23 protein-coding genes are annotated in these 26,250 nt (G+C 63.2%); 15 read left to right on the forward strand and 8 right to left on the reverse strand.

From position 1 onward, the window contains the following. Positions 1–128: 128 nt before the first annotated feature. The 11 genes from tsaB to IB265_RS01820 all read left to right on the forward strand — a co-directional run bounded on the left by tsaB (position 129) and on the right by IB265_RS01820 (position 11,208). Positions 129–788 carry a tRNA (adenosine(37)-N6)-threonylcarbamoyltransferase complex dimerization subunit type 1 TsaB gene (gene tsaB, locus IB265_RS01770; RefSeq protein ID WP_057248013.1) on the forward strand — a complete coding sequence of 220 codons (660 nt, stop codon included), beginning with the start codon at positions 129–131 and terminating at the stop codon, positions 786–788. A 6-nt stretch (positions 789–794) separates the two neighbouring features. Beyond that, entirely contained in the window at positions 795–1,292 is a 498-nt protein-coding gene (locus tag IB265_RS01775) for a GNAT family N-acetyltransferase (RefSeq protein WP_057248014.1), read from the forward strand. A gap of 100 nt (positions 1,293–1,392) precedes the next feature. Continuing rightward, positions 1,393–2,184, forward strand: a complete 792-nt coding sequence (locus IB265_RS01780; protein ID WP_057248015.1) for a 1-acyl-sn-glycerol-3-phosphate acyltransferase — start codon at positions 1,393–1,395, stop codon at positions 2,182–2,184. 70 nt (positions 2,185–2,254) lie between these two features. Continuing rightward, positions 2,255–3,655 (forward strand): tRNA (N6-isopentenyl adenosine(37)-C2)-methylthiotransferase MiaB, encoded by a 1,401-nt coding sequence (gene miaB / locus IB265_RS01785; RefSeq protein ID WP_057248016.1) that lies wholly within the window; start codon positions 2,255–2,257, stop codon positions 3,653–3,655. Positions 3,656–3,682: 27 nt separating this feature from the next. After that, on the forward strand, positions 3,683–4,738 hold the full coding sequence (locus tag IB265_RS01790) for a PhoH family protein (RefSeq protein ID WP_057248017.1): 1,056 nt from the start codon (positions 3,683–3,685) through the stop codon (positions 4,736–4,738). Between the two features lie 18 nt (positions 4,739–4,756). Further along, the gene (gene ybeY / locus IB265_RS01795) at positions 4,757–5,263 is read left to right on the forward strand and encodes an rRNA maturation RNase YbeY (RefSeq protein WP_058329094.1); all 507 of its coding nucleotides are present in this window, start codon (positions 4,757–4,759) and stop codon (positions 5,261–5,263) included. Positions 5,264–5,275: 12 nt separating this feature from the next. Further along, a complete protein-coding gene (locus IB265_RS01800; protein ID WP_057248019.1) occupies positions 5,276–6,445 on the forward strand; it encodes a hemolysin family protein in 1,170 nt (389 codons plus the stop codon). A gap of 265 nt (positions 6,446–6,710) precedes the next feature. Then, a complete protein-coding gene (gene lnt / locus IB265_RS01805; protein WP_057248020.1) occupies positions 6,711–8,306 on the forward strand; it encodes an apolipoprotein N-acyltransferase in 1,596 nt (531 codons plus the stop codon). Positions 8,307–8,451: 145 nt separating this feature from the next. Further along, positions 8,452–8,871, forward strand: coding sequence for a helix-turn-helix domain-containing protein (locus tag IB265_RS01810; RefSeq protein ID WP_057248021.1), 420 nt, complete (start codon positions 8,452–8,454; stop codon positions 8,869–8,871). A gap of 200 nt (positions 8,872–9,071) precedes the next feature. Beyond that, the gene (metK, locus tag IB265_RS01815) at positions 9,072–10,340 is read left to right on the forward strand and encodes a methionine adenosyltransferase (protein WP_057248022.1); all 1,269 of its coding nucleotides are present in this window, start codon (positions 9,072–9,074) and stop codon (positions 10,338–10,340) included. A gap of 169 nt (positions 10,341–10,509) precedes the next feature. Then, a complete protein-coding gene (locus tag IB265_RS01820) occupies positions 10,510–11,208 on the forward strand; it encodes a tRNA (guanosine(46)-N(7))-methyltransferase TrmB (protein ID WP_057248023.1) in 699 nt (232 codons plus the stop codon). A 222-nt stretch (positions 11,209–11,430) separates the two neighbouring features. Here the strand turns inward: IB265_RS01820 and IB265_RS01825 are convergent, their stop codons facing one another. Both IB265_RS01825 and IB265_RS01830 read right to left on the reverse strand, forming a co-directional pair. Further along, a complete protein-coding gene (locus IB265_RS01825) occupies positions 11,431–11,688 on the reverse strand; it encodes a DUF1150 family protein (protein ID WP_057248024.1) in 258 nt (85 codons plus the stop codon). Between the two features lie 47 nt (positions 11,689–11,735). Further along, the gene (locus tag IB265_RS01830; RefSeq protein WP_057248025.1) at positions 11,736–12,167 is read right to left on the reverse strand and encodes an Hsp20 family protein; all 432 of its coding nucleotides are present in this window, start codon (positions 12,165–12,167) and stop codon (positions 11,736–11,738) included. Positions 12,168–12,432: 265 nt separating this feature from the next. Between IB265_RS01830 and IB265_RS01835 the strand changes: the two genes are divergently transcribed. Further along, a complete protein-coding gene (locus tag IB265_RS01835; protein WP_057248026.1) occupies positions 12,433–13,377 on the forward strand; it encodes a nucleoside hydrolase in 945 nt (314 codons plus the stop codon). A 74-nt stretch (positions 13,378–13,451) separates the two neighbouring features. Here the strand turns inward: IB265_RS01835 and IB265_RS01840 are convergent, their stop codons facing one another. The 3 genes from IB265_RS01840 to IB265_RS01850 form a co-directional block, all read right to left on the reverse strand. After that, positions 13,452–15,851 carry a methyl-accepting chemotaxis protein gene (locus IB265_RS01840; protein ID WP_057248027.1) on the reverse strand — a complete coding sequence of 800 codons (2,400 nt, stop codon included), beginning with the start codon at positions 15,849–15,851 and terminating at the stop codon, positions 13,452–13,454. 389 nt (positions 15,852–16,240) lie between these two features. Further along, positions 16,241–17,140 (reverse strand): ribokinase, encoded by a 900-nt coding sequence (locus IB265_RS01845; protein ID WP_057248028.1) that lies wholly within the window; start codon positions 17,138–17,140, stop codon positions 16,241–16,243. A gap of 51 nt (positions 17,141–17,191) precedes the next feature. After that, entirely contained in the window at positions 17,192–18,385 is a 1,194-nt protein-coding gene (locus IB265_RS01850; protein ID WP_057248029.1) for a DNA recombination protein RmuC, read from the reverse strand. Positions 18,386–18,535: 150 nt separating this feature from the next. On the opposite strand from IB265_RS01850, the gene def reads away from it, so the two are divergent. The 3 genes from def (at position 18,536) to truA (ending at position 20,920) form a co-directional block, all read left to right on the forward strand. Further along, a complete protein-coding gene (gene def / locus IB265_RS01855; RefSeq protein ID WP_057248030.1) occupies positions 18,536–19,060 on the forward strand; it encodes a peptide deformylase in 525 nt (174 codons plus the stop codon). 181 nt (positions 19,061–19,241) lie between these two features. After that, entirely contained in the window at positions 19,242–20,177 is a 936-nt protein-coding gene (gene fmt, locus IB265_RS01860) for a methionyl-tRNA formyltransferase (protein WP_113479353.1), read from the forward strand. Then, complete coding sequence (truA, locus tag IB265_RS01865) at positions 20,177–20,920, forward strand: tRNA pseudouridine(38-40) synthase TruA (RefSeq protein ID WP_113479354.1); 744 nt, start codon at positions 20,177–20,179, stop codon at positions 20,918–20,920. Before fmt ends, truA begins: the two co-directional genes overlap by 1 nt. A gap of 119 nt (positions 20,921–21,039) precedes the next feature. On the opposite strand, the gene IB265_RS01870 is transcribed toward truA, so the two are convergent. The 3 genes from IB265_RS01870 to IB265_RS01880 all read right to left on the reverse strand — a co-directional run bounded on the left by IB265_RS01870 (position 21,040) and on the right by IB265_RS01880 (position 26,209). Next, the gene (locus IB265_RS01870; RefSeq protein ID WP_057248033.1) at positions 21,040–21,636 is read right to left on the reverse strand and encodes a hypothetical protein; all 597 of its coding nucleotides are present in this window, start codon (positions 21,634–21,636) and stop codon (positions 21,040–21,042) included. Beyond that, the gene (gene dapE, locus IB265_RS01875; RefSeq protein ID WP_057248034.1) at positions 21,623–22,816 is read right to left on the reverse strand and encodes a succinyl-diaminopimelate desuccinylase; all 1,194 of its coding nucleotides are present in this window, start codon (positions 22,814–22,816) and stop codon (positions 21,623–21,625) included. The genes IB265_RS01870 and dapE overlap by 14 nt, the downstream gene beginning before the upstream one ends. 207 nt (positions 22,817–23,023) lie before the next feature. Then, positions 23,024–26,209, reverse strand: coding sequence for an efflux RND transporter permease subunit (locus IB265_RS01880; protein WP_057248035.1), 3,186 nt, complete (start codon positions 26,207–26,209; stop codon positions 23,024–23,026). Positions 26,210–26,250: the final 41 nt, after the last annotated feature.

A 26,250-nucleotide genomic window follows, 5' to 3' on the forward strand; every position in this document is an offset into this window, starting at 1 on the left:
AAAGGGCGGGATGAAGAAAAATGTGCGCGGTTTTCCGCCCGCATCCTGACCTGACCGAGTAGTATCGATTTTGCCGCAAAGCCTGGTCGGCCTTGCGGCTTGTGGCGTCTGAAAGATCCAGCGTTGAAATGATTGTACTTGCGATCGACACGTCCGGCTCCGGCTGCTCCGTTGCCGTCTACGACGGCGAAGCGGCTGTCGTGCTCGGGCGCTCGGGCGCCGATCTCGGCAAAGGTCATGCCGAGCGGCTGATGGAATTCGTTGACGAGGCGCTGGCCGCGGCTGGCCGATCGCTTGCCGATATCGACCGCATCGCGGTCACCGTCGGTCCGGGCTCGTTCACCGGCATTCGCGTCGGCGTGGCGGCCGCTCGTGGCCTGGCGCTGGCGCTCGGCAAGTCTGCGGTCGGCGTCTCGACGCTCGCAGTCCTGGCTGAAGGCATACGTGCTGCAGCGCCCGGCAGGGACATCCTCGTGGCCATAGATGCCAAGCGGGACGAAGTCTATGTCCAGGCTTTCGGCGCGACCGGTGATGCCATAAGTGAGCCCGAAGCGCTCGCTGTCGAGGTGGCGCGCGAACGCTTCTCCGGCTTTGATGGCGTCATCGGCGGCTCCGGCGCGGCTCTCGTTGCCCCGAACGCCCCTGCCAAACCCTCCGAACTCATCGATGTTGCCTTTGTCGCCGCGCTCGGCGCCGCTGCTGATCCAGCCTCGGCCAAGCCGCGACCGCTATATCTCCGAGGCCCCGACGCCAAGCCGCAGGTGGGCTTCGCGATTGCCCGAGCGTAGACCGAGATGAGCTTCACCGATTACTTCACTCGCCGTACCGAGTTCGACATTTTTCCGCTGGAGGAAGCCGACCTTCTTGCGGCGGCAGCGCTGCACCGCCAGCGTTTTGCAAGCCCCTGGACCGACGGCGAAATTCACGCGCTGCTGGTGCAGGACACGGTATTCGGTTTTGTCGCCCGCCAGACGAACGGCTCGTTCCGTCCGGCCTTTGGCGGTTTCGTCCTGTCGCGCGCCGTCGCCGGCGAGGCCGAAATCCTGACGATCGGCGTCGAGCCGCGTTATGCGCGCTCCGGTCTCGGCTGGCGGCTGATGCAGGCGGCGATGCGCGAGGCCCTGGTCAAGGGTTCCGAAGCGCTGTTCCTCGAAGTGGACGAGACCAATCAAGCGGCGATGGGGCTTTACCGTAAGCTCGGCTTCAACAAGGTCGGCGAACGCCGCGCCTATTACCAGGACAAGGCCGGCCAGCGGACTGCCGCGCTTGTCATGAGGCTTGATCTTCGCTAGTCCCAAGCGCGGATTAGCGTGGGATGAGGAAAAGTGTATGCGGTTTTCCGCCCGCATCCCGCTCTAACTTTTCAAGGATGCGCGCGGGAACTCTTTCCGGATGATCAATTGGCTACGGATTGCGATCTTCGCAGCGCTTCTGGCGCTGGTTTCGGTCGTTCTGATGCCGATCCAGATCGTCTGCCTCTGGCTCGACCTGAAACCCCGCCGTCGCTTACCGCGATACTGGCACCGGCTCGCCTGTTATCTTCTCGGCATTAAGGTGCGGGTTCACGGCGAGGTCGAGCGGCGGCGGCCGCTGCTCATCTGCGCCAATCACGCCTCCTGGAAGGACATTCTGGTACTGTCCTCGGTCACCGACGTCGTCTTCGTCGCAAAGTCCGAAGTGAAAAGCTGGCCGGTCTTCGGCCACCTCGCACGATTGCAGGCGTCGATCTTCGTCGAGCGCGAGCAGAAGCGCTCGACCGGCAAGCAGGTGAGCGAAATCGGTCAGCGCATGGCGTCGGGCGAAATCGTCGTGCTCTTTCCGGAGGGAACGACCTCGGATGGCAACCGCCTGTTGGAGATCAAGACCTCGCTCTTCGGCGCTGCTGCTTCCGCCGTGCCGCATTCGCCGACCGGGCTCGTGCATGTCCAGCCAGTCGCGATCTCCTATACCGGCATCCACGGCATGCCGATGGGTCGCTTCAATCGGCCGATTGCCGCATGGCCGGGCGACACCGAACTGGTGCCGCATCTGCTCGGCATCCTGCGCGAAGGGGCGATCGAGGTTGACGTCGATTTCGGTGAAGCCATCGACTACGATCGGCACACCAATCGCAAGGAAGTGAGCCGCAAAGTCGAACAGCGCATCCGTAGCATGCTGTCGGACCGGTTGCGCGGACGGACCTGACGCCTGCCGGCAAAGGCAGCCGTGCCGAAAATACTTCAACTTCGGGCCGCTTTGCACTAAGTAAGCCGCCATGACCCAGGATACAGCCCTTCTGTCGACAACGCCCGTAACGGGCGACGAGCGCGTGCCGGCCCGCAAGGTCTTCGTCAAGACCTATGGCTGCCAGATGAACGTCTATGATTCCGACCGCATGTCGGATGCCTTGTCGCGTGATGGTTATGTCTCGACCGACGTGCTGGAAGATGCCGACTTCGTGCTCCTCAACACCTGTCATATCCGTGAGAAGGCGGCGGAAAAGGTCTATTCCGAGCTTGGCCGCCTGCGTGACCTGAAGAAGGCGAAGGCCAAGGAAGGCCGCGAGATGGTGATCGGCGTTGCCGGCTGCGTCGCACAGGCCGAAGGCGACGAGATCCTCAGGCGCGCGCCGGCGGTCGATCTGGTGATCGGCCCGACGACCTATCACCGCCTGCCGGAAGCACTGAAACGTGCCCGCAGCGGCGAGCGCGTCGTCCAGACGGACTATGCCGTCGAGGACAAGTTCGAACACCTGCCGGCGCCCGACAGGGCGAAGACCCGCGCCCGCGGCGTCACCGCCTTCCTGACGGTGCAGGAGGGTTGCGACAAGTTCTGCACCTTCTGTGTCGTGCCCTATACGCGCGGCTCGGAAGTTTCCCGCCCGGTTGCGCAGATCGTCTTTGAAGCGGAAAAGCTGGTCGATGGCGGCGTCCGTGAAATCACCCTGCTCGGCCAGAACGTCAACGCCTGGCATGGCGTCGGACCCGATGGCCGCGAATGGGGGCTTGGCGACCTGCTCACGCGTCTCGGCGAGATCGAGGGGCTTGCGCGGCTCCGCTACACGACGAGCCACCCGCGCGACATGGACGACAGCCTGATAGAAGCGCATCGCTCGATGGGCAAGCTGATGCCTTACCTGCACCTGCCCGTGCAGTCCGGCTCCGACCGCATCCTGAAGGCGATGAACCGGAGGCACACCGCGGCCGAATATCTGGCGCTGATCGAGCGTATCCGCGCGGTCCAGCCGGACCTCGCACTGTCGGGCGATTTCATCGTCGGCTTCCCGGGCGAGACCGACGAGGACTTCGAAGACACCATGCGCCTGGTCGAGGCCGTGGGTTATGCACAGGCATTTTCATTCAAATATTCGACACGCCCCGGCACGCCCGGCGCCGAGCTCGGCGACCAGGTTCCCGAGGACGTAAAGGCCAAGCGCTTGGAAAAATTGCAGGCTTTGCTGTTTTCGCAGCAGCGCGCCTTCGCCGAATCCTGCGTCGGCCGCGAAATCGACCTGCTTTTGGAGAAGGCAGGACGCATGCCGGGCCAGCTCGTCGGGCGTTCCCCTTGGCTGCAGCCCGTGAATGTTGATGCAAAAGCATCGCAAATCGGTGACATTATCAAGGTGCGAATCATCAAGGCCGGGCCGAACAGCCTGTTTGCGGAGATGATCGGGTAAGGACCGAACACAAGGAGCCTGAACCGCTTGAACGGACACGAACTGATCTCTTCATCATCGCGCCAGTCGAAAACAACTGCGACAGACGCCAATCACTTCGTGCTCACGTTCGAGAACAACCGGTTCGCCAGCGAACTCTTCGGGCAGTTCGACCAGAATCTGAAGCTCCTCGAAGAGCGGCTCCGGATCGAAGCGCACCCGCGCGGTAATTCCGTTGCGATCTCAGGTGATGTCGTCGCCACCAATCAGGCGCGGCGCGCTCTCGATTTTCTCTATGGACGGTTGCAGAGCGGCGGATCGATCGATACGTCGGATGTGGAAGGCGCGATCCGGATGGCGGTCGCTGCCGACGATCAGCTACAATTGCCGACCATGGAGAAAAAAGCCAAATTGACGATGGCGCAGATTTCGACGCGCAAGAAGACGATCGTCGCCCGCACGCCGACGCAGGATGCCTATATCCGCGCGCTCGAGCGTTCCGAGCTCGTCTTCGGTGTCGGTCCGGCTGGTACCGGCAAGACCTATCTCGCGGTTGCCCATGCAGCACAGCTGCTGGAGCGCGGCGCCGTCGACCGTATCGTGCTTTCGCGTCCTGCCGTCGAGGCAGGCGAGCGCCTGGGCTTCCTGCCCGGCGACATGAAGGAGAAGGTCGACCCCTATCTCCGGCCCCTCTACGACGCGCTCTATGACATGATGCCGGGTGACAAGGTCGAACGGGCGATTACCGCCGGCGTCATCGAAATCGCGCCGCTCGCCTTCATGCGCGGCCGTACCCTCGCCAATGCCGCCGTCATCCTCGACGAGGCGCAGAACACGACATCGATGCAGATGAAGATGTTCCTGACCCGTCTCGGCGAAAACGGCCGCATGATCGTCACCGGCGATCCGAGCCAGGTCGACCTGCCGCGCGGCGTCAAGTCCGGCCTGGTCGAGGCCCTGCAGATCCTGAGGGGCGTCGAGGGCGTTTCGGTGGTGCGCTTCAAGGACGTCGACGTCGTCCGTCATCCGATGGTGGCGCGTATCGTCAGGGCTTACGAGTCCCACACGGCCGTTCACGACGAAAGCGAGCAGAGCGACCGCTGATCGGCGGTCGTTGCGATCATGACGGCATTGGACATCCAGATCAGCGTGGAAGAAGGCAATTGGCCCGAGGAAGAGGCCTTGCTTGCCTTCTCAACGCCCGTGCTCGAAGCGGCTGCAGCCTATCTCGCGGCCGAAGAGAAGCAGCCGCTGCCGCAGATGCCGCCGGAACTTTCCCTTGTCTTCACCGACGACGCTTCCATGCGGGCGATCAACGCCGAATGGCGCAACCAGGACAAGCCGACCAATGTGCTGTCCTTCCCCGCTTTCCCGGTGAAACCGGGTGCGATGCCGGGACCGATGCTGGGTGACATCATCGTCGCCCGCGAGACGCTCGAGCGCGAAGCCGTGGAACTCGAGAAATCCTTCGATGCGCATCTGACGCATCTTCTCGTGCATGGATTCCTGCATCTTTTCGGTTATGATCATATGGAAGATGACGAAGCCGAAAGAATGGAAAGCCTGGAGACTCGCATTTTGGCGCGTCTTGGCTTATCTGACCCCTACGGGGATCGTACCCCGGATTAACAGTTTGGACCGATGAGCGATTACAAAACACAGCCCGTCGCGCTGGCGACCGAGGAGGCAGACGCCTCCGGAGAGGCGGAGGCGGGCAGTAGTAGCACCGCCACTCGACACGAGGGCACGAAATCCACTTCTACCTTCTGGAGCCGGGCCGCGCGCCTGTTGCGCGGCGCAAGTCCATCGAGCCTGCGCGAGGATCTTGCCGACGCGCTTCAGACCGATGCCGACAGCAACACGGCCTTCTCGCCCGGCGAACGGGCGATGCTCAACAACATCCTGCGTTTCCGCGAGATCAGGGTCGAGGACGTCATGGTCCCGCGTGCCGACATCGAAGCAGTCGACCAGAGCATCACCATCGGCGAGCTGATGGTGATCTTCGAGGAGTCCGGCCGCTCGCGCATGCCGGTCTATAACGAAGGGCTCGATGATCCCCGCGGCATGGTGCATATTCGCGACCTGCTTTCCTATGTCACCAAGCAGGCCCGCAACCGGCGCCGCAACGGCAAGGCGCCGGCTGCCGTGACGGTCACGGGCGAAAAGACCGAGAAGACGCCCCGATCGCCGAAGGCGAGCTTCGACCTCTCCCGCGTCGATCTCGGCAAGTCGCTGGAAGAGGCGGGCATCGTCCGCCAGCTCCTGTTCGTGCCGCCTTCGATGCTGGCCTCGGACCTGATGCAGCGCATGCAGGCCGCCCGTATCCAGATGGCGCTCGTCATCGACGAATACGGCGGCACCGACGGTCTCGTTTCGCTCGAAGACATCGTCGAGATGGTCGTTGGCGATATCGAGGACGAGCACGACGATGACGAAGTGATGTTCGCCCGTACCTCGGACGATGTTTTCCTCGCCGACGCTCGCGTCGAGCTGGAAGAGATCGCCGCGGCGATCGGCCCCGATTTTGACGTGCGTGAGCAACTCGAAGACGTCGACACGCTCGGCGGCCTGATCTTCGCCTCGCTTGGCCGCATTCCGGTGCGCGGCGAGGTCGTTCAGGCCATTCCGGGCTTCGAGTTCCAGATCCTCGACGCCGACCCGCGTCGTGTGAAACGCGTTCGCATCATGCGCAAGCGTCCGCCGGCTCGCCGTCGCCCGTTGCGGCCGGAGGGTGAAACCGTTCCGGAGACGGTTATGGTCAATCGTGCCAACGGTGCAGCATCTTCCGAAGCAGCGGCCGACGAGCAATAATCGTTCGGCTCCCGCGCACGTTTCCATGTGCGCGGGGCAGGGTGCGCGGGGCAGATGCCTCTCACCCATCCACTTGACGTCTCCCGGCTTGAACGCGGTTCTCAAGGACCGGCGGCTCGACCCAAGCCGGAGCACATGCCTTCCATATCCAAATCCGCCCCTGAAGGGGACAAGCAGCCGGTTTTTTGGAACACTGGCGGCGATTGATTCGGTTGTTGTTTCGCTCCGGCGCCGCGGCTAGCGGCCGGGATCGACTGGAGGCTGCATGGTAAGACTGGCTGGCAGGGTGATGCTTCTCTCCGGTTTCCCGAGGGCATTGCTCGCGTTCCTTGCGGGGCTTCTCGCGGTTCTGGCGCAACCGCCCTTCGGCATCTTCGCCTTTGCTTTCGTCGCTTTCCCGATCCTCGTCTGGCTGCTCGACGGCGCGACCGGAAATCCGGATGGCGGCATCGTCAGGCGGCTCTGGCCGGCGGCGGCGATCGGCTGGTGGTTCGGCTTCGGCTACTTCCTCGGCGGTCTCTGGTGGCTCGGCAACGCGCTCCTGGTGGAGGCCGACGACTTCGCCTGGGCGTTGCCGCTCGCTGTGGTCGGTCTCCCGGCCTTCCTGGCGCTCTTTTATGCGCTCGCGACGCTGATCGCGCGCCTGTTCTGGTCCGATGGTGTCGGGCGGATCGCGGCGCTTGCTCTGGCCTTTGGCCTTTGCGAATGGCTGCGCAGCTTCCTCTTCAGCGGATTTCCCTGGAATGCCATCGGCTATGCGGCGATGCCGATGCCGCTGATGATGCAGTCTGCAAGCGTCGTCAATCTTGCGACCATCAACGTGCTGGCGGTCTTCGTCTTCGCGGCACCCGCACTCATTGCCACCGGCAGGGGAAGTCGGATTGGTCTCGCGGCCGCACTCGTCCTCCTCACGGCGCATATCGGCTTCGGCTTCTATCGCCTGGCACAGCCAGCCCCCGCTGCGGCCGAGCCGCCGTTGACGGTCCGTCTCGTCCAGCCGGTGATCGATCAGGCGAAAAAGCTCGACGACCGCGAGCGTGCGGCGGTCTTCGAGGAGCATCTTTCGCTCACCACCGCCGCGCCCGAAAACGGCGGCAAGCGCCCGGACATCGTCGTCTGGCCCGAGACCTCGATCCCCTTCATCCTCACCGACAACCCGGACGCCCTGGCGCGCATCGCCGAGGTGCTCGACGACGATCAGATCCTCATCGCCGGTGCGGTACGCGCCGAGGACGCGGGCGCCGGCCTGCCGCCGCGCTACTACAACTCGATCTATGTCATCGATGGCCGCGGTCAGATCATTGGTGCCGCCGACAAGGTGCATCTCGTCCCGTTTGGCGAGTATCTGCCGTTCGAGGAGGTGCTGTCGTCCTGGGGCTTGAGTTCCATCGCCGCCTCCATGCCGGGCGGGTTTTCGGCGGCAAAGAGCCGCTCGCTGCTGACCTTGCCCGGCGGCAGGAAGTTCTATCCGCTGGTCTGCTACGAGGCGATCTTCCCCGACGAGATCGACGGGGCCGCGCGCGGAACGGATGCGCTTCTCAACATCACCAATGATGCCTGGTTCGGCGACACGCCCGGTCCGCGCCAGCATTTCCATCAGGCACAACTGCGCGCCATCGAGACCGGAACCCCCCTGATCCGCGCAGCCAACAGCGGTATATCAGCAATTGTTGATGCACGTGGGGTTTTAATGGTAGGATTGTCCTACAATTATAGGGGAGTGGTCGACACACTTCTGCCGGGAAAGATGCCTACGCCTTTGGACGACGCTATGCGAAGCCGAATCTTCTGGCTGAGTGCACTCTTGCTCCTTCTGGTTGCAGTGTTTTCGCGTGTTGGTTTTAATATTAGGAAGAATTGACCTAAAACCCCTAAAATTGCATAGTGGTCCGCACCATCGTCCTTGTTGTGGCGGCTTTGTCGTATCACCGTGGCGGTCGCCTCGGTGAGCGGTGCTTCATGCCGGGCGGTGGATCAAACGAAACAGCGTGTTTGGGAACGCAGATATGATCGAAAACAAAAAGAAGCCGAACCCGATCGACATTCATGTCGGTAGTCGGATTCGTCTTCGCCGCACGATGCTTGGCATGAGCCAGGAGAAGCTCGGCGAAAGTCTGGGGATCACTTTTCAGCAGATCCAGAAGTATGAGAAGGGCACGAATCGCGTCGGCGCGAGCCGGTTGCAGAACATTTCGGGCATCCTGAATGTTCCGGTTTCCTTCTTCTTCGAAGATGCCCCGGGTGATAGCGGTACCGGTCAGCCCGGCATGGCAGAAGCGTCCAGTTCCAACTACGTTGTCGATTTCCTGTCGTCCTCCGAGGGGCTGCAACTCAACCGCGCTTTCGTCAAGATCACCGATCCGAAGGTTCGCCGCCGGCTTGTCGATCTGGTCAAGGCTCTCGCTGCGGAAGCAGAAAGCGAATAGTTCCAACGTTCCCCGTCGGGACTTGAAAACAAAGCGGCCTTTGTGCCGCTTTTTTCATGCGCGCTTTTCTCCGGGCGCGCCAAAGTGATTGGCCCTGACGGTGATATAAAGATATATTTATGTCGTTGTGCGCTTGTTTTTCGGGCGCAAAACCACTAACACCATGCCAGCGCTTTTTCTTCATTGAGGGGACTTCCCGCATGCGTGCAAACTACCTGTTCACGAGTGAATCTGTAGCCGAAGGTCATCCGGACAAGGTGTGTGACCGTATCTCCGACGAGATCGTGGATCTGGTCTACCGCGAAGCGGCCAAGACCGGTGTCGACCCGTGGGGCGTTCGCATCGCCTGCGAAACCCTGGCGACCACCAACCGCGTCGTCATCGCCGGCGAAGTGCGCCTGCCGCCGAGCCTTCTGAAGAAGGACAAGGACGGCAACGACGTCATCAACCCCTCGAAGTTCAAGTCCGCCGCCCGCAAGGCGATCCGCGAGATCGGCTATGAGCAGGACGGCTTCCACTGGAAGACGGCCAAGATCGACGTGCTTCTGCACTTCCAGTCCGCCCACATCGCTCAGGGCGTCGACAGCGCTGCCGACATGCAGGGCGAAGAGGGTGCCGGCGACCAGGGCATCATGTTCGGCTACGCCTGCCGCGAGACCGCCGAACTTATGCCGGCGCCGATCTACTACTCGCACCGCATCCTCAATCTGCTCGCCGCCGCCCGCAAGAAGGGCGAAGGCGAAGTCGCCAAGCTCGGTCCGGACGCCAAGAGCCAGGTCACCGTGCGCTACGTCGATGGCAAGCCGGCGGAAGTCACCTCGATCGTTCTGTCGACGCAGCATCTCGATGACACCTGGGATTCGGCCAAGGTTCGCTCGGTTGTCGAGCCCTATATCCGCGAAGCGCTCGATGATCTGAAGATCGCCGACGATTGCACCTGGTACATCAACCCGACTGGCAAGTTCGTCATCGGTGGCCCGGACGGCGACGCCGGCCTCACCGGCCGCAAGATCATCGTCGACACCTATGGTGGTGCTGCGCCCCATGGCGGCGGCGCCTTCTCGGGCAAGGACACGACCAAGGTCGACCGTTCGGCTGCCTATGCCGCGCGCTACCTGGCAAAGAACGTCGTAGCCGCCGGTCTTGCCGATCGTTGCACGATCCAGCTCTCCTACGCCATCGGCGTTGCCCAGCCGCTGTCGATCTATGTCGACCTGCACGGTACCGGCAAGGTCTCGGAAGACCAGGTCGAGCAGGCCATCCGCAAGACGATGGACCTGTCGCCGTCTGGCATTCGCCGTCACCTCGACCTCAACAAGCCGATCTACGCCAAGACGTCTGCCTACGGCCACTTCGGCCGCAAGGCTGGCCGCGACGGTTCCTTCTCCTGGGAGAAGCTCGATCTGGTGAAGCCGCTGAAGGCGGCGATCGAGCAGAGCGGTGCCGTCAACGGCCGGGCAGCCGCGTAATCCTGCGATTGGCGTGGCGTGTAACGCCGCGCATTGAAGATAGCGCAGCGGCCTGCTATCAGGCGCTTGCGAAATTCAGGGCGGGCGCTCCGGCAAGGAGCGCCCGCTTCGTTCATTTTGATTTTGGGTCGGCTTGATCGGGGATCAGCGTGACCAAGGGACAAACGACATGACCGAACCGCGCCGTGCCAGAGCAACCGAGGCCTTTTTCGGCCGCCGCAAGGGCAAGCCGCTGCGCGAGCGGCAGGCGGCGCATCTGGAAACCGTGCTGCCGACGCTGAAGCTCGATCTGTCGAGCCCGGCTCCGGCGGAACTGAAGACGTTGTTTCCTCAGGGCGTCGATCGCATCCGGCTGGAAATCGGCTTCGGCGGCGGCGAACATCTGATCCACCGCGCCGCCGAGACGCCTTCGACAGGCTTTATCGGCGTCGAACCCTTCGTCAATTCCATGGCCAAGCTCGTCGGCCACATCGAGGCTCGCGGTGTCAGCAACATCCGCCTTTATGACGACGACGCCACCCAGGTTCTCGACTGGCTGCCGGCCGCTTCCGTCGACCAGATCGACCTGCTCTATCCGGACCCGTGGCCGAAGCGCAAACACTGGAAGCGCCGCTTCGTCTCCAAGGTCAATCTCGACCGCTTTGCGCGCGTGCTGAAGCCGGGCGGGCTTTTCTGCTTCGCCTCGGATATCGACACCTATGTCAATTGGACGCTGTTGCATTGCCGCGATCACGCGGCCTTCGAATGGACGGCGGAGAAGGCAGCCGACTGGCTGACGCCGTACGAGGGGTGGCCGAGCACACGCTACGAGGCCAAGGCACGCCGGGAAGGCCGGAGCTCCGCCTATCTCACTTTCCGCCGAGCCTAGCAATTCCAGAAAAAGTGCGAAGCGGTTTTCCGCCCGGAATTGCGGCACTCCAAAATCAATTCCAGGAAAAGTGCGAAGCGGTTTTCCGTCCGGAATTGTGTCGCTTCACAGTCAATTCCAGGAAAAGTGCGAAGCGGTTTTCCGTCTGGAATTGCGTCGTTCAATGCAGAGCGGCGGCTTCAATTCAGCCCCATAGATCTACCGTCAGCGACGGCAGCCTGATCAATGCAGGGTGACCGTCTTCAGGTCATCCTCGGCGGCCTTGAAGAAGGTGCTGGAACGATTGTCGGTCAGGAGGATCGGCGTGCCGTCGGCGCCGAACAGGGCCCAGAGATCGATGCCCGGTCCCATCTCGGGTGCTTCCGGGAAGCAGCGCGAGACTTCTTCCGAACGCATTTTCCGGATGTAGCCGATTTCGCCTTCGCCGAGATGTGCGAGGTCGTTCTTCGACAGTGACGAGCTGACAGCTTTCAGTCCCATGGTGATACTCCGTGGTCGCCGGCCAGGGGAAAATCCCGCCGGTTATCCTACTCTGGGACTGAAATGTTAATTTTCTTTACCATACGCACCGGTTCGGGACGGACGAGGTCGACGGAGAGCAAGCCGTTGCGCAGCTCGGCGCCGAGAACTTTCATGCCATCGGCGAGAACGAAGGTGCGTTGAAACTGGCGCGCAGCGATACCGCGGTGCAGGTACTCGCGATCGCCGTTGTCGACCTGGCGGCCACGGATGACGAGCTGATTCTCTTCGGTGGTCACTTCGAGGTCTTCTTCGGAAAACCCGGCCACGGCAAGCGTGATTCTGAGCCGCTCGGGTGCGTCAACGGCGGCATCGCCGCGGATCCGCTCGATGTTGTAGGGCGGGTATCCGTCATTGCCCTTGGCGATGCGCTCAAGGGTCTTTTCCATTGTGTCGAAACCCAGCAGAAGCGGGCTCGTAAAGGGCGTAATTCGGCTCATTCTTCAAGTCCTTGCGAGATCAAGCGACCGATGTTCGGACCTGCCCAGCAGCATCCTTGCCGCAATATGGTAGCTGTGCGCAATGAGTGCAAGCCGCTTGCCTCGGACGTGCACGCAAATCATAGTCCGCTCTCGCAGAATCCAAGAGTGGGACGAGGAGGGCGCATGCGACGCTACCCGTATCCGCTCCGGTGCATTGAAATCGATCGCGCCTGGCTTTGGGTCGGGTCGACCCAGCCAAACGTGATCCAGGGAGGACGAGAGAGTGCCCGTGCCCAGAAAGATAATCATAGACACCGATCCCGGGCAGGACGATGCCGCCGCCATCATGCTCGCTTTCGGCAGTCCGGAAGAGATCGACTTGCTCGGCATCACCACGGTCGCCGGCAACGTGCCGCTGACCTTGACGGCCCGCAATGCGCGCATTCTCTGCGAGCTCTGCGACCGGCCGAAGGTTCGGGTTTTTTCCGGCGCCGACAAGCCGATCGCCCGTCCGCTGGTCACCGCCGAGCACGTGCACGGCAAGACCGGCCTCGACGGCCCGACGCTCGATGAGCCCAGGATGAAACTCGAGGAGCAGCACGCGGTCGACTTCATCGTCGAAACGCTGCGCAACGAGGCAGAGGGCTCGGTGACGCTCTGCACGCTGGGACCGCTCACCAACATCGCGCTCGCGCTCCAGAAGGCGCCTGAGATTGCGCCGCGGGTGAAGGAACTGGTGATGATGGGCGGCGGCTTCTTCGAAGGCGGCAACATCACGCCGGCGGCCGAGTTCAACATCTATGTCGATCCGGAAGCCGCCGATATCGTCTTCCGCTCGGGCATTCCGATCGTGATGATGCCGCTCGACGTCACCCATCGCGTGCTCACCCACAAGGCGCGGGTGCAGAAGATCCGCGACATCGGCAGCCGCCCGGCGATCGCCATGGCCGAGATGCTCGAATTCTTCGAACGCTTCGACATCGAGAAATACGGCACCGATGGCGGCCCGCTGCACGACCCGACGGTCATCGCCTATCTGCTGCGCCCCGAGCTTTTCACCGGTCGGGATTGCAACGTCGAGATCGAAACCAAGTCGCCGCTGACGGCGGGCATGACGGTTGTCGACTGGTGGCAGGTCACCGGCCGGCCGCACAATGCCAAGGTCATGCGCTTCGTCGACGACCAGGGCTTTTTCGATTTGTTGACCGAGCGCCTGTCGCGCATCTGAGCCTACGCTCGATCATCATGCTTCAAACAAAAACGGCGCCCCGAGAGGCGCCGTTTCTTTTCTCGATCTGTTGATCAGAACTCTTCCCAATTGTCCTGGGCAAGCGCGTTGGCGCCCGAGGTCTGGGTGAGCACCCGCTGCGTTGAAGCCGAGTAGCTGCTTCGTGCCGGGCTTGCTGCCGGAGCCGGCCGCGCCTCGCGGGCAGGTGCCGGTGCCGGGCGTTCGGCCGCACGCATGCGTTCGGCGGTGCCACGCAGCATCTCCGACGAGGTAGGCTGGGCCGACGTCGAGGACTGGGCGACGCGGAAGCGGGCAACCAGGGCGTTGAGCGTGCGGGCCTCTTCGTTGAGCGCCATGCCGGCGGCCGTCGTCTCCTCGACCATGGCGGCGTTCTGCTGGGTCACCTGGTCCATCTGGTTGACGGCCGAGTTGATCTCCTTGAGGCCGACGGCCTGCTCGGAGGCCGAGCTCGAGATCTGGCGGATGAGGCCGTTGATCTGCACCACCTGCTCGGCGATCTTTTCGAGCGCGCCGCCCGCCTTGCCGACGAGGTCGACACCTTCGCGCACCTGGCCGGCCGAAGTGTTGATCAGCGTCTTGATCTCCTTGGCGGCATTGGCGGAGCGCTGGGCAAGCTCGCGTACTTCCTGGGCGACGACGGCAAAACCCTTGCCGGCTTCGCCCGCGCGGGCCGCTTCGACGCCGGCGTTGAGCGCCAGAAGGTTGGTCTGGAAGGCGATTTCGTCGATGACGCCGATGATGCGGCTGACCTCGTGCGACGACTGCTCGATGCCCTTCATCGCGGCGATGGCCTTCTGTACCACTTCGCCCGACTGTCCGGCATCGCTGCTGGCCACTTCCACCGACTTCGCGGCGACCTTGGCGTTTTCGGCGCTGGCGTTGACCTGCGAGGTCAGCTCGTCGAGGGCTGCTGCCGTTTCTTCGAGGCTCGCCGCCTGCTGTTCGGTGCGGTGCGACAGGTCGTTGGCGGCGCTGCTGATTTCGCTCGTGCCGTTGCCGATGTTGACGACCGAATGGTTGACGGTGCGGATCGTCGCTTCGAGGCTTTCCATCGTCGCGTTGAAGTCGCGCTTGAGCTGGGCATATTCGCCCGGGAACTCGTCGGTGATGCGGAACGCGAGATCGCCGGACGAGAGATGGGACAGGCCCTTGCCGAGGCGGGCGACGATGTCGCGCTGCAAGGCGCTGCTCTCGGCACGCTCGGTTTCCGACCGGCCGCGTTCGCGCTCGGCCTGTTCGCGCTCATGGCGGGCTTCGCCTTCCAGGCGCTTGGTGTCGGCAAGCTGGTGGCGGAAGCCCTCGAGTGCCTTGGCGACTTCGCCGGTTTCGTCGGAGCGATCCTGGCCGGCGATCGCCTTGGTATAGTCGCCGTGGCTGAGTCCTTTGACGTCGTTCACGAGGGCGGCGAGAGGCTTCTGCACGAAGCCGCGGACGGCGAGATAGAGACCGAGCAGAACGGCGCCGAGCACGACCAGGCCGCCGACGATCATCATGTAGGTCTGGTCCTTGACCGGGGCATTGATCGCGGCGCGCGGCACGTCGACGAGCACGACCCAGCTGGTGTTCACGCCTGAAAGCGCGAAGGGATAGACGAGGCGGTCGAAGGGTTCGTTGCCGTCATAGGAAAGGTTGGAAATGACGCCAGGCTTGCCGGAATCAAGCGCATTCTTGACGATGTCGTTGCCTTCGCCGTCATAGGCTTTGAGCAGCAGTTCCGGGATCGGCGCGACGAGCCACTTGCCGCTCTGCGACAGCAGGTAGACGCGGCCGGTTTCGAACGGCTTCAACTTCGCCAGACCCTCGGCCAGCGAGGCGAGTGAAATGTCGACGCCGGAGACGCCGATCAGCTTGCCGCCTGACATAACGGGATAGGCGATCGAGCTCATCGCGGTCGGAATGTCGGTACCCTCGGCAGTATAGGGCTGGGTGATCGCGCCCTTGCCGCTCTTTGCCGCGAGCGCATACCACTCCGCCGGATAATCGGCCTTGAAGGTGGAGTACTGGATTTCGTTGTTCCGGGTCTTCGACCAGTAGGGCGTGAAGATGCCGAGCTCGTTGCCGCCCAGTTCCTTATTGTTGACGACATCTTCCTGGCGGCCGTCGAAGGCCTTGGGCTCTTCCGCGAACCAGCTGCCGAAGGCGAAGGGGTTCTGCTCGAGGTTCGCCCTCAGGATATTGATCACCCCGGTGCGCTCCATCGACTTTTCCGCATGTGCCCGGCCGAGAACGCCGGCCATCGAGCGGGCAGCGCTCGCAAGCTCGCCGACGTCGCCGGCGATGTCGGAGGCGATCGCGCGGGCTTCACCGTTTGCCTGTTCAAGGACCAGCGTTTCGACGCGATCCTGGGTCTGGGAGATGAGAACGAAATTCGAGGCGAGCAGGACAAGTGCAATCGTGCCGCCTGTCACCGCGATCAGTTTGGTCGCCAGCGATTTGGCTTGGAACTTGAACATGAAATCCTCACGTGCTGGGAGGTCCGCCGGCTCTCGCCTGCGGTGGACGCATTTCGCAATGGGGGTGAACTCCATCATGGAGCGTCAGATGCCGACCGGCATGTTGGAGGCAACCAGATCGCTTCGACCGGCCTTCTCAGGCTCCTGAATAGACTGGAGATTCTTAAAATAGGCCCAACGCGGACGCTGTTTTACCTGTTGCTTTGATAAAATTGCGCGCGGAGTTTTATCTCCGCGACATCGGCTGTCCGGATTGCGCAAGCGGAGATTTTGAGACGGTTGGAAACGCGCGGCGGCAGAGAGCCGGCAAGAAAAATGCGGGCGATCTCCGCCCGCACCAGATGCCCTTTGGCCTATCACGGGTCGGTCCGACCCAAGGTTGTCGCGATCTAGATACGCGACGCCACTTCCGAGGAAAGCGGGATCGAGGGCTGGGCGCCGCTCTTCAGGCAGGCGAGCGAGCCGGCGACGGCTGCACGGCGCAGCGCATCGGGAAAGGCAATGCCGGCGTCGAGGCTGGCGGCAAGATAGCCGCAGAAGGTGTCGCCGGCGCCGACGGTATCGACCGGTTCGATCTTCAGGCCCTTGGCACGCTGGATCTCGCCTTCGTGCACGGCGACGACGCCTTCGGCGCCGAGCGTGACGATGACCGTCTGGCCGGTCTCGGCGTGAAGCGCCTTCATCGCGTCTTCGCGTTCCGCGCTGCTGATGCCGCTCCTGCCGGCAAGCAGCTCGAATTCGGTCTCATTGGCAATGACGATATCGGCCATGCGCCCGAGGCGAGCCGCATCCGCGGTCAACGGCGCGATGTTGATGACAGACCGGACGCCCTTCTGCTTGGCTACATTGAGCGCCTTCTCGACGGAGGCTGCCGGAATTTCGAGCTGCAGCATCAGCGTGTCGCCGGGCTTCATGCCGTCGACGGCTTTCACCGCATCGGCCTCATTGACAGTCGCATTGGCACTGGCGACGACGACGATGACGTTTTCGCCGTCACCGCCGACCAAGATATGCGCGGTGCCGGTTGGCTCTTCCACCGTCTTGGTCAGGGAGAGGTCGGTGCCAGCACCCTTCAGCAGTTCCAGCGCGCCATCGGCAAAACTGTCCTTGCCCACAGCACCAGCCATCTTAACTGTCGCTCCCGCACGTCGCGCGGCAAGCGCCTGGTTTGCGCCCTTGCCGCCGGCGGCGGTCGAAAAACCAGTTCCGGCAACGGTCTCGCCCGGCTTCGGAAGGCGTGCGGTCGTGGCGATCAGGTCCATGTTGATGGACCCAAAAACAGTGATCATGTGAAAATTTCCCGTCGGATTGCAAAGTGGGCCGGAGAGTGCCCGACAGCCTCAGTCCTCGTCAACCACCCGCAGGCGCAATTGCCCGACGCGGTTGTCGACGGCGGCACGCGGATCGCTTGCTTCTTGCGTCCCGCCTTCGGCTTGAAGTTCGAGCGCCTCGATCTTGGCGCCGCGCCGCGTGAGCTTGCTGGACGAAATCAGAATATCCTCGACGTCCTTCTGGCTCATGGCGAAATGGCCCTGAAGCTTGCGCACGCGCTCGTCGAGACGGCTGAGGTCCTCCATCAGCCTGGCTACTTCACCCTGGATCAGATGCGCCTGCTCGCGCATGCGCGCATCCTTGAGGATCGCCTGGATCACCTGGATCGACAAGAGCAGCAGCGACGGCGAGACGATGACGATCCGCTGGCGATGCGCCTTCTGCACGATCGCTTCGAAATGCTCGTGGATTTCGGCGAAGATCGATTCCGATGGCACGAAGAGGAAGGCGGTGTCCTGTGTCTCTCCGGGGATCAGGTATTTGCTGGCGATATCGCGCACATGGGTTTCCATGTCGCGGCGGAAGAGTTGCGCGATCTGTTGGCGGCGTTCCGCATTCGGGGCATCCCGCATCGCGTTCCAGGCTTCCAGCGGAAATTTCGCGTCGATGACGAGCGCCGGCTGGCCGTTCGGCATGCGGATGGTGCAGTCGGGTCGTGCGCCGTTCGACAGCGTCGTCTGAAATTCAAAGGCGCCCATCGGCAGCCCATCGGCGATGATCGCCTCCATGCGTGACTGGCCGAAGGCGCCGCGCGTCTGCTTGTTTGAAAGGATCGCCTGCAACCCGGCCATGTCCTTGGCCAGCGACTGGATGTTGTTCTGGGCATTGTCGATGACCGCCAGGCGCTCCTGCAGCCGCCTGAGGTTTTCGTGCGTCGCCTTGGTCTGTTCGGTGATCGAAGTGCCGATCCGATGGGTCATGCCGTCGATGCGCTGGCTGAGGGACTGGTTGAGTTCGGCCTGCCGGGCGCCGAACACCTCGGCCATGGCGGCAACCCGCCCCTGCATCTCCGTCTGGGCGGCAAGCAGCATCGCCATCTGTTCCTGCCGCTCCTCGTCGCGGGTATCCCGCCGCCGCGAGAGCGCCATCAGCAGCGCGACTACCACTATCAGGCCGCCGGCGATGGCGAGATGGCCCAGCGTGACCGGCAGAGTGCCGATGAAAAACAATGGCTGGGAAAGGTCGATGGGCGCTGGTTCCATGGTGTAAGCCTAACAGATTCGCGGATGTTTTATAGATCAAAACATGAACATCTGTACCGTGCGGTTAACGCGAGGCCATGGGAAACGGCCGCTGAGGGTGGCAAGGCAATTTTCTTGCACGCCGGTGGAAAGATCGGCTATGGGAGCAGCATGACGATCAAGCCGCTTATCATCCTTCCCGATCCTGTGCTTCGCCAGGTTTCCACGCCGATCGAAACCATCGACGCGGACATCCGCCGTCTGGCCGACGATATGCTCGAAACCATGTATGACGCGCCCGGCATCGGCCTTGCCGCGATCCAGATCGGCGTTGCCAAACGCATGCTGGTGCTCGACGTTTCGAAAGAAGGCGACGACAAGACCCCGCTCGTCTTCATCAATCCCGAGATCGTTGCTTCGTCCGATGAGCGTTCGATCTACGAGGAAGGCTGCCTGTCGATCCCGGACTATTACGCCGAGGTCGAGCGCCCCGCGGCGATCACCGTCAAGCATCTCGACCGTGACGGCAAGGAACAGATGATCGAGGCCGATGGCCTGCTCGCCACCTGCCTGCAGCATGAGATCGATCACCTGAACGGCGTGCTGTTCATCGATCACATCTCCAAGCTCAAGCGCGACATGGTGATCCGCAAGTTCACCAAGGCCGCCAAGACGCGCGGTGCGAAGGCGATCTGACGCCGACCACGCAAGCGGTCGCGAACAGATCGCGCGATGGCACGATTTGAGGGCGGGGATCCACTGAGCAATCCCAGGAAAGCGTGAAACGGTTTTCCGCCCGGGGTTGTCCTGTTTCAGAGAATGAGATCATTTCGCTGTTTCCCCGCATGAAGTGATCTGAAAGGACGGAGTTACCGCCTTGTCACTTCGCATCATCTTCATGGGTACGCCGGAGTTTTCGGTGCCGACGCTGGCGGCGCTTGCCGAGGCTGGCCACCAGATTGTTGCCGCCTATACGCAGCCGCCGCGGCCGGGCGGCCGACGCGGGCTCGATCTGCAGAAGTCGCCGGTGCACCAGGCGGCCGAGCTGCTCGGCATCCCCGTGCTGACGCCGGTCAACTTCAAGGACGAGCCGGATCGCCAGACCTTCCGCGACTTCGACGCCGATGTCGCCGTCGTCGTCGCCTATGGCCTGCTTCTGCCCGAGGCGATCCTCACCGGCACCAAATACGGCTGCTACAACGGCCATGCTTCGCTGCTGCCGCGCTGGCGGGGTGCTGCCCCCATCCAGCGCGCCATCATGGCCGGCGATCATGAGACCGGCATGATGGTGATGAAGATGGACAAGGGGCTCGATACCGGCCCCGTCGCCCTCACCAAGGCCGTCCAGATCGGCGAGACGATGACGGCGGGCGAATTGCACGACCGGCTGATGCAGGTCGGTGCGACGCTGATGAAAGAGGCGATGGCCAAGCTTGCGGCCGGCGATCTGCCGCTGACCGCGCAGCCCGACGAGGGCGTCGTCTATGCGGCGAAGATCAGCAAGGCGGAAACCCGCATCGACTTTGCCCGCAGCGCTCGCGAGGTGCATGATCATATTCGCGGCCTGTCGCCATTCCCGGGTGCGTGGTTCGAGCTCGAAATCGCCGGCAAGCCGGAACGTATCAAGGTTCTGAATTCCGAGCCGGCATCGGGTGCCGGCGAGCCCGGCACGGCGCTTGACGACAATCTCACGATTGCCTGCGCCGAGGGTGCGGTTCGGCTCACGCGCCTGCAGCGCGCCGGCGGCAAGGCGCTCGGCGCCGCCGACTTCCTGCGCGGAACGCCGGTCGCGTCCGGCACGAGGGTCGGCTGATGCCGCGGTTCAAGCTGACCGTCGAATATGACGGCTCCGACTATGTCGGCTGGCAGCGGCAGGACAACGGCCAATCCGTGCAAGGGGCGATCGAAAAGGCGGTGCTGTCCTTGACCGGCGAGACCGTTTCGATCCGCGGCGCCGGCCGCACCGATTCCGGCGTGCATGCCAGTGGCCAGGTCATGCATGTCGATCTGACGCGCCCGTGGAAGCCCTATACGCTGCGCAACGCGCTGAACGCGCATCTGGGGCTTGCGGGTGAGCGTGTGGCGATCCTCGAAGCCGAGGAAACGTCGCCGGAGTTCGACGCGCGTTTCTCGGCGCTGCGCCGGCACTATCTCTACCGCATCATTTCCCGGCCGGCGCCGCTGGCGCTAGAAGCCAGGCGCGCCTGGTGGGTGCCAAAGCCGCTCGACCACGCGGCGATGCACGAAGGCGCGCAACGTCTAGTCGGCCACCATGACTTCACCACGTTCCGCTCCGCCCATTGCCAGGCAACGAGCCCGGTGCGCACCCTCGATCGGCTGGATGTCGCGCTCGTCGCCGGTGTCATCGAAATCCGCGCCACGGCGCAGAGCTTCCTGCACAACCAGATCCGCTCCTTTGCCGGTTCGTTGAAGCTGGTGGGCGAGGGGAAGTGGACGCCGGACGACCTGCAGGCCGCACTCGAAGCGCACGATCGCAAGGCCTGTGGCCCCGTGGCCCCGCCCGACGGGCTCTATTTCCTGCAAGTGGATTATTGATCGCCGGCTGATCCCGGGCTCCAAGCGTGTCTCGATCTTCAGATTCGCTCGCGCTTTGAGTCCTTGAAATTCCGCATGTCGTTATCGCAAAACCGCTGCGCACTTTTGCGCGACATGCGCTAGCCCGGGATCAGGCCGAAGAAGCGCTGCAGGAGATCACCGATCATCATCGACGGCAGCAGGAAGAGCGCCGTCAGCGCCGAGGCAAGCAGGGTCTGGCTGCCGGTAATCATGCGCAGGAGCCGGAAAAGCACCGCGACGCTGACGACGAGCAGCGCCAGCCAGATCAGGCTCGTCAGGCCCTGGCTTCCCGGAATGATCAGGCGGATGGCGGCGGGAATGGCCATCGCATAGGAAAGCGGGACGGAGAGCCAGTTGGTGGTGACGACGATGGGCACCACGGCCCCGGCAAAGCCGAGCGGGCGCGACAGAGTGGCGATCAGCACCAGCGGCAGCAGCCAACTGACGAGATCGACGACCAGAAGCTTGAAGATGAAACCGATGCCGATGGTCGTTCCGGCAGGCATCGCCGAGAGATAATAGAACCGCCAGGACGCCCATGTGACGGCGATCGCCGGCAGGCACCAGAGCATGGAGGTGAAGGAGCGCCAGAGGCCGCTCTCACTGAAATCCAGCCAGCGGAATCCCTCCTCTTTGCCCTGCGCCAAGAGCCAGAGGCCCTTGATATAGGCAAGCACCTCATCAAGCAGCGGCATGGCCGAACCAGCTGAAAATGAAGGTTTCATAGATATTCGTCAGCGTCTCGAGGTCGGCGACGGCGACGCGCTCGTCGACCATATGCATGGTCTGGCCGACCAGACCGAATTCGACCACCGGGCAATAGTCCTTGATGAAGCGCGCATCCGAAGTGCCACCCGTGGTCGACAGCTTCGGCTGCCGGCCGGTGACAGCCTCGACCGCGCCCGAAAGAGAATCGATCAGCGCATTGTTGCGCGTCAGGAACACGTGGCTCGGGCGCTCGGCCCAGGTGATCTCGTAGCGGACGGGCGCGCGGTCCGGGCGCAGGCTGCCGGCGGCTGCGGCACGGTCGAGCCGCGCGACGATCTCCGCCATCAGGCTTTCCGCCGTCCAGGTGTCGTTGAAGCGGATGTTGAAGGCGGCACTCGCCTTGGCCGGAATGACGTTGACGGCGCCATTGCCGACATCGATCGTCGTCACCTCAAGGTTCGATGCCTGGAAACTCTCGGTGCCGTTGTCGAAGGGCGGATCCATCAGCGCCTGGGTCAGTTGCAGGATGCCGCGCACCGGATTGTCGGCAAGGTGCGGATAGGCGGCATGGCCCTGCACGCCATTGACGGTGATGCGGCCGGAGAGCGAGCCGCGCCGGCCGATCTTGATCATGTCGCCGAGATGGTCCGGATTGGTCGGTTCGCCGACGAGGCAGGCGTCCCAGCGCTCGCCCTTGTCGGCCGCCCATTGCAAGAGCTTGGTGGTGCCATTGATTGCCGGCCCCTCTTCGTCACCGGTGATGAGGAAGGAAACCGAGCCTTTCGGGAGCCCATGTTTTTCGATGTGGCGGGCGATCGCCGCCACGAAGCAGGCGATGCCGCCCTTCATGTCGACGGCGCCGCGGCCGTACATCTCATCACCGGCGATGTCGGCCGAGAACGGGCCGTGGCTCCATGCGGCTTCGTCGCCGACGGGCACGACGTCGGTGTGGCCGGCGAACATCAGGTGCGGGCCTTCCGTTCCGAGCCGGGCATAGAGGTTCTCGATATCGGGCGTGCCGACGTCCTTCGCCACCACGCGATCGACCGCAAAGCCGAGCGGCTTCAGCATCGCCTCAAGGGCGGAAAGCGCTCCGCCTTCGGCTGGGGTGACAGAGGGGCAGCGAATGAGGGTGGCGAGATTGGCGATCGGATCGGTGGGGGTCATCTAACGCTATGCCGTCTGCTTGGCCGCTGGGGCCAATGGAATGGAGGCTGCTGGTTTATCCGATCGCCAGCGAACTGTCACGCGGGATGGGGAACTGTCACGCGGGGATGCAATGCGGCGCCGCGCCTGGGCGGAGGCGCGACGCCGCAGCGTCAGCGGGCCGGGATGGATCCGGCCCGCGTGAAGAGTGTAACGGGTAGAAGGGCCCTATTCTCCGGGTGCGAGATGCGGCGCTTCGATATGGGCTCCGGCGTGCTTCAGAGGCCGCTCGCCGGTAAGCTTGCGGATCAGCACGTAGAAGACCGGCGTCATGAAGATGCCGAAGGCGGTGACGCCGATCATGCCGGCAAAGACCGCGACACCCATGGCCGAGCGCATTTCCGCACCGGCCCCCGTGGACGTGACCAGCGGCACGACGCCCATGATGAAGGCCATCGAGGTCATCAGGATCGGACGAAGACGCAGCCGGCTCGCCTCGATCGCGGCCTTGACCGGGGTGCTGCCCGACAGTTCGAGTTCGCGGGCGAACTCGACGATCAGGATGGCGTTCTTCGCCGAAAGGCCGACCAGCACGATCAGGCCGATCTGGGTGAAGACGTTGTTGTCGCCTCCCGTCAGCCAGACGCCCACCAGCGCCGCCATGATGCCCATTGGTACGATCAGGATGATCGAGATCGGTAGCGTCAAGCTTTCATACTGGGCCGCAAGCACGAGATAGACCAGCAGCAGTGCCAGCGGGAAGACCAGGATACCGGAATTGCCGGCCAGGATCTGCTGGTAGGTGAGATCGGTCCACTCGTAGCCGATGCCGGGCGGCAGGGTTTCGGCGGCGATCTTCTCGATGGCTGCCTGCGCCTGGCCGGACGAGAACCCCGGAGCCGGGCCGCCGTTGATGTCGGCCGACAGGAAGCCGTTATAGCGGATCGCCCGTTCGGCGCCGACGGTCTGCTCGACCTTCAACAGTGCCGACAGCGGGATCATCTCGCCGGTCTGCGAACGCACCTTCAGCTTGCCGATGTCGTCGGCATGGCTGCGGTAGTTGGCATCCGCCTGGATGCGCACGCTGTAGGTGCGGCCGAAGGCGTTGAAGTCGTTGACATAGAGCGAGCCCAGGTAGATCTGCAGCGTCTCGAAGACGTCGGTGACCGCCACGCCGAGCTGGCGCGCCTTGACACGGTCGAGGTCGGCATAGAGCTGCGGCACGTTGATCTGGAAGCTCGAATAGAGCCCGGCCAGCTCAGGCGTCTGATAGGCCTTAGCAAGGAACGCCTTGGTCGCCTCGTCGAGCGCCTGGTAGCCGAGGCCATTCTTGTCCTCGAGCTGCAGCTTGAAACCGCCTGTTGTGCCGAGGCCCTGCACGGGCGGCGGCGGGAACATGGCGATGAAGGCATCCTGGATCGCGCCGAATTCCTGGTTGAGCTGCATGGCGATCGCACCGCCGGACAGTTCGGGCGTCTTGCGTTCCTCGAAGGGTTTCAGGGCGACGAAGACGATGCCGGAGTTCGACGAGTTGGTGAAGCCGTTGATCGACAGGCCCGGGAAGGCGATGGCGTTCTTGACGCCCGGATGCTTGAGCGCAATCTCGCTCATGCGCTTGATCACGTCTTCCGAGCGGTCGAGCGTTGCCCCATCCGGAAGCTGGGCGAAGCCGATCAGATACTGCTTGTCCTGGGCCGGCACGAAGCCGCCGGGGATGGCGCGGAACAGCGTGAAGGTGACGCCGAGCAACAGGACATAGACGACCATGATCAGCGACTTGCGCGTCAGGATCCGGCCGACGCCGCGGCCATAGGCCCCCGAGCTTGCCCCGAAGAAGCGGTTGAAGCCGCGGAAGAACCACCCGAAGGCCTTGTCCATCGCCCGCGTCAGCCAATCCTTCGGCGCGTGATGGTCCTTCAAGAGAAGGGCGGCCAGCGCCGGAGACAGCGTCAGCGAGTTGAGAGCAGAGATGACAGTCGAGATCGCGATCGTCAGCGCGAACTGGCGATAGAACTGGCCGGTGAGGCCGGTGATGAAGGCAAGCGGCACGAAGACGGCGACGAGCACCAGCGCAATCGCGATGATCGGGCCGGAGACCTCCTGCATGGCGCGATAGGTCGCCTGAACCGGCGACAGGCCCTGCTCGATGTTGCGTTCGACGTTTTCCACCACCACGATCGCGTCGTCGACGACGATGCCGATTGCAAGCACCAGGCCGAAGAGGCTGAGCGCGTTGATCGAGAAGCCGAAGACATACATCACCGCGAAGGTGCCGACGATCGAGACCGGCACGGCGACGAGCGGGATGATCGAGGCGCGCCAGGTCTGCAGGAAGATGATGACGACAAGTACCACGAGCGCGATCGCTTCGAGCAGGGTATGGATAACCGACTCGATCGAGGCGCGCACGAATTGGGTCGTATCGTAGACGATCTCGTAGTCGACGCCTTCGGGCATGGTGAGCTTCAGCTCGGCCATGGCCTTGTGCACGTTTTCGGAGATCTGGATCGCGTTCGAGCCCGGGGCCTGGAAAATGCCCATGCCGACCGCTGGCTTGTTGTCGAGCAGCGAGCGCAGCGAGTAGTCGGCAGCGCCCATCTCGACGCGGGCGACGTCGCCAAGGCGGGTCACTTCGCCCTCGGCGCCGGATTTGACGACGATGTTGGCGAAATCCTCAGGCGTCTGCAGACGGCCTTGAGCGTTGACGGAAAGCTGCAGGTCGAGGCCGGGCACGGAGGGCGAGGCGCCGATGACGCCGGCGGCCGCCTGGACGTTCTGACCGCGCACCGCATTGGCGATGTCGCTTGCGGCAAGACCGCGCTCGGCGGCCTTCTGCGGGTCGATCCAGACGCGCATCGAATAGTCGCCGCCGCCGAAGATCTGCACCTGGCCGACGCCGTCGATGCGGGCCAGCCGATCCTTGACGTTCAGCACACCGTAGTTGCGCAGATAGTTGATGTCATATTGCCCGTTCGGCGAGATCAGGTGCACGACCAGCGTCAGGTCTGGCGAGCTCTTGACGGTGGTGACGCCGAGGCGGCGCACTTCCTCAGGCAACCGCGGCTCGGCCTGCGAGACGCGGTTCTGCACGAGCTGCTGGGCCTGATCGGGATCGGTGCCGAGTTCGAAGGTGACCGTCAGAGTCATCAGGCCGTCGGCGGTCGCCTGGCTCTGCATGTAGAGCATGCCTTCGACGCCGTTGATCTGTTCTTCGAGCGGTGTCGCCACCGTCTCGGCGATAACGGCTGGGTTGGCGCCCGGATACTGCGCGCGCACGACGATCTGCGGCGGCACGACTTCGGGATATTCGGAGATCGGCAGACCGGTCATGCCGATCAGGCCGGCCACGAAGATCAGGACCGAAAGAACGCCCGCGAAGACCGGGCGGTCGACGAAGAAGCGTGAGAAATTCATGGTATCCCCCTTGGGACGAGTTCGCGCAGACGGCGGGTGTC

Origin of the sequence: Ensifer sp. ENS10, assembly GCF_014852025.1 — a bacterium.
Lineage (GTDB): Bacteria > Pseudomonadota > Alphaproteobacteria > Rhizobiales > Rhizobiaceae > Ensifer.

Bases quoted from the DNA above. Each gene is read 5' to 3' on its own strand.
- tsaB (WP_057248013.1), top strand. From the start codon at position 129: ATGATTGTACTTGCGATCGACACGTCCGGCTCCGGCTGCTCCGTTGCC.
- IB265_RS01775 (WP_057248014.1), top strand. From the start codon at position 795: ATGAGCTTCACCGATTACTTCACTCGCCGTACCGAGTTCGACATTTTT.
- IB265_RS01780 (WP_057248015.1), top strand. From the start codon at position 1,393: ATGATCAATTGGCTACGGATTGCGATCTTCGCAGCGCTTCTGGCGCTG.
- miaB (WP_057248016.1), top strand. From the start codon at position 2,255: ATGACCCAGGATACAGCCCTTCTGTCGACAACGCCCGTAACGGGCGAC.
- ybeY (WP_058329094.1), top strand. From the start codon at position 4,757: ATGACGGCATTGGACATCCAGATCAGCGTGGAAGAAGGCAATTGGCCC.
- IB265_RS01800 (WP_057248019.1), top strand. From the start codon at position 5,276: ATGAGCGATTACAAAACACAGCCCGTCGCGCTGGCGACCGAGGAGGCA.
- lnt (WP_057248020.1), top strand. From the start codon at position 6,711: ATGGTAAGACTGGCTGGCAGGGTGATGCTTCTCTCCGGTTTCCCGAGG.
- IB265_RS01810 (WP_057248021.1), top strand. From the start codon at position 8,452: ATGATCGAAAACAAAAAGAAGCCGAACCCGATCGACATTCATGTCGGT.
- metK (WP_057248022.1), top strand. From the start codon at position 9,072: ATGCGTGCAAACTACCTGTTCACGAGTGAATCTGTAGCCGAAGGTCAT.
- IB265_RS01820 (WP_057248023.1), top strand. From the start codon at position 10,510: ATGACCGAACCGCGCCGTGCCAGAGCAACCGAGGCCTTTTTCGGCCGC.
- IB265_RS01825 (WP_057248024.1), bottom strand. From the start codon at position 11,688: ATGGGACTGAAAGCTGTCAGCTCGTCACTGTCGAAGAACGACCTCGCA.
- IB265_RS01830 (WP_057248025.1), bottom strand. From the start codon at position 12,167: ATGAGCCGAATTACGCCCTTTACGAGCCCGCTTCTGCTGGGTTTCGAC.
- IB265_RS01840 (WP_057248027.1), bottom strand. From the start codon at position 15,851: ATGTTCAAGTTCCAAGCCAAATCGCTGGCGACCAAACTGATCGCGGTG.
- IB265_RS01845 (WP_057248028.1), bottom strand. From the start codon at position 17,140: ATGATCACTGTTTTTGGGTCCATCAACATGGACCTGATCGCCACGACC.
- IB265_RS01850 (WP_057248029.1), bottom strand. From the start codon at position 18,385: ATGGAACCAGCGCCCATCGACCTTTCCCAGCCATTGTTTTTCATCGGC.
- def (WP_057248030.1), top strand. From the start codon at position 18,536: ATGACGATCAAGCCGCTTATCATCCTTCCCGATCCTGTGCTTCGCCAG.
- truA (WP_113479354.1), top strand. From the start codon at position 20,177: ATGCCGCGGTTCAAGCTGACCGTCGAATATGACGGCTCCGACTATGTC.
- IB265_RS01870 (WP_057248033.1), bottom strand. From the start codon at position 21,636: ATGCCGCTGCTTGATGAGGTGCTTGCCTATATCAAGGGCCTCTGGCTC.
- dapE (WP_057248034.1), bottom strand. From the start codon at position 22,816: ATGACCCCCACCGATCCGATCGCCAATCTCGCCACCCTCATTCGCTGC.
- IB265_RS01880 (WP_057248035.1), bottom strand. From the start codon at position 26,209: ATGAATTTCTCACGCTTCTTCGTCGACCGCCCGGTCTTCGCGGGCGTT.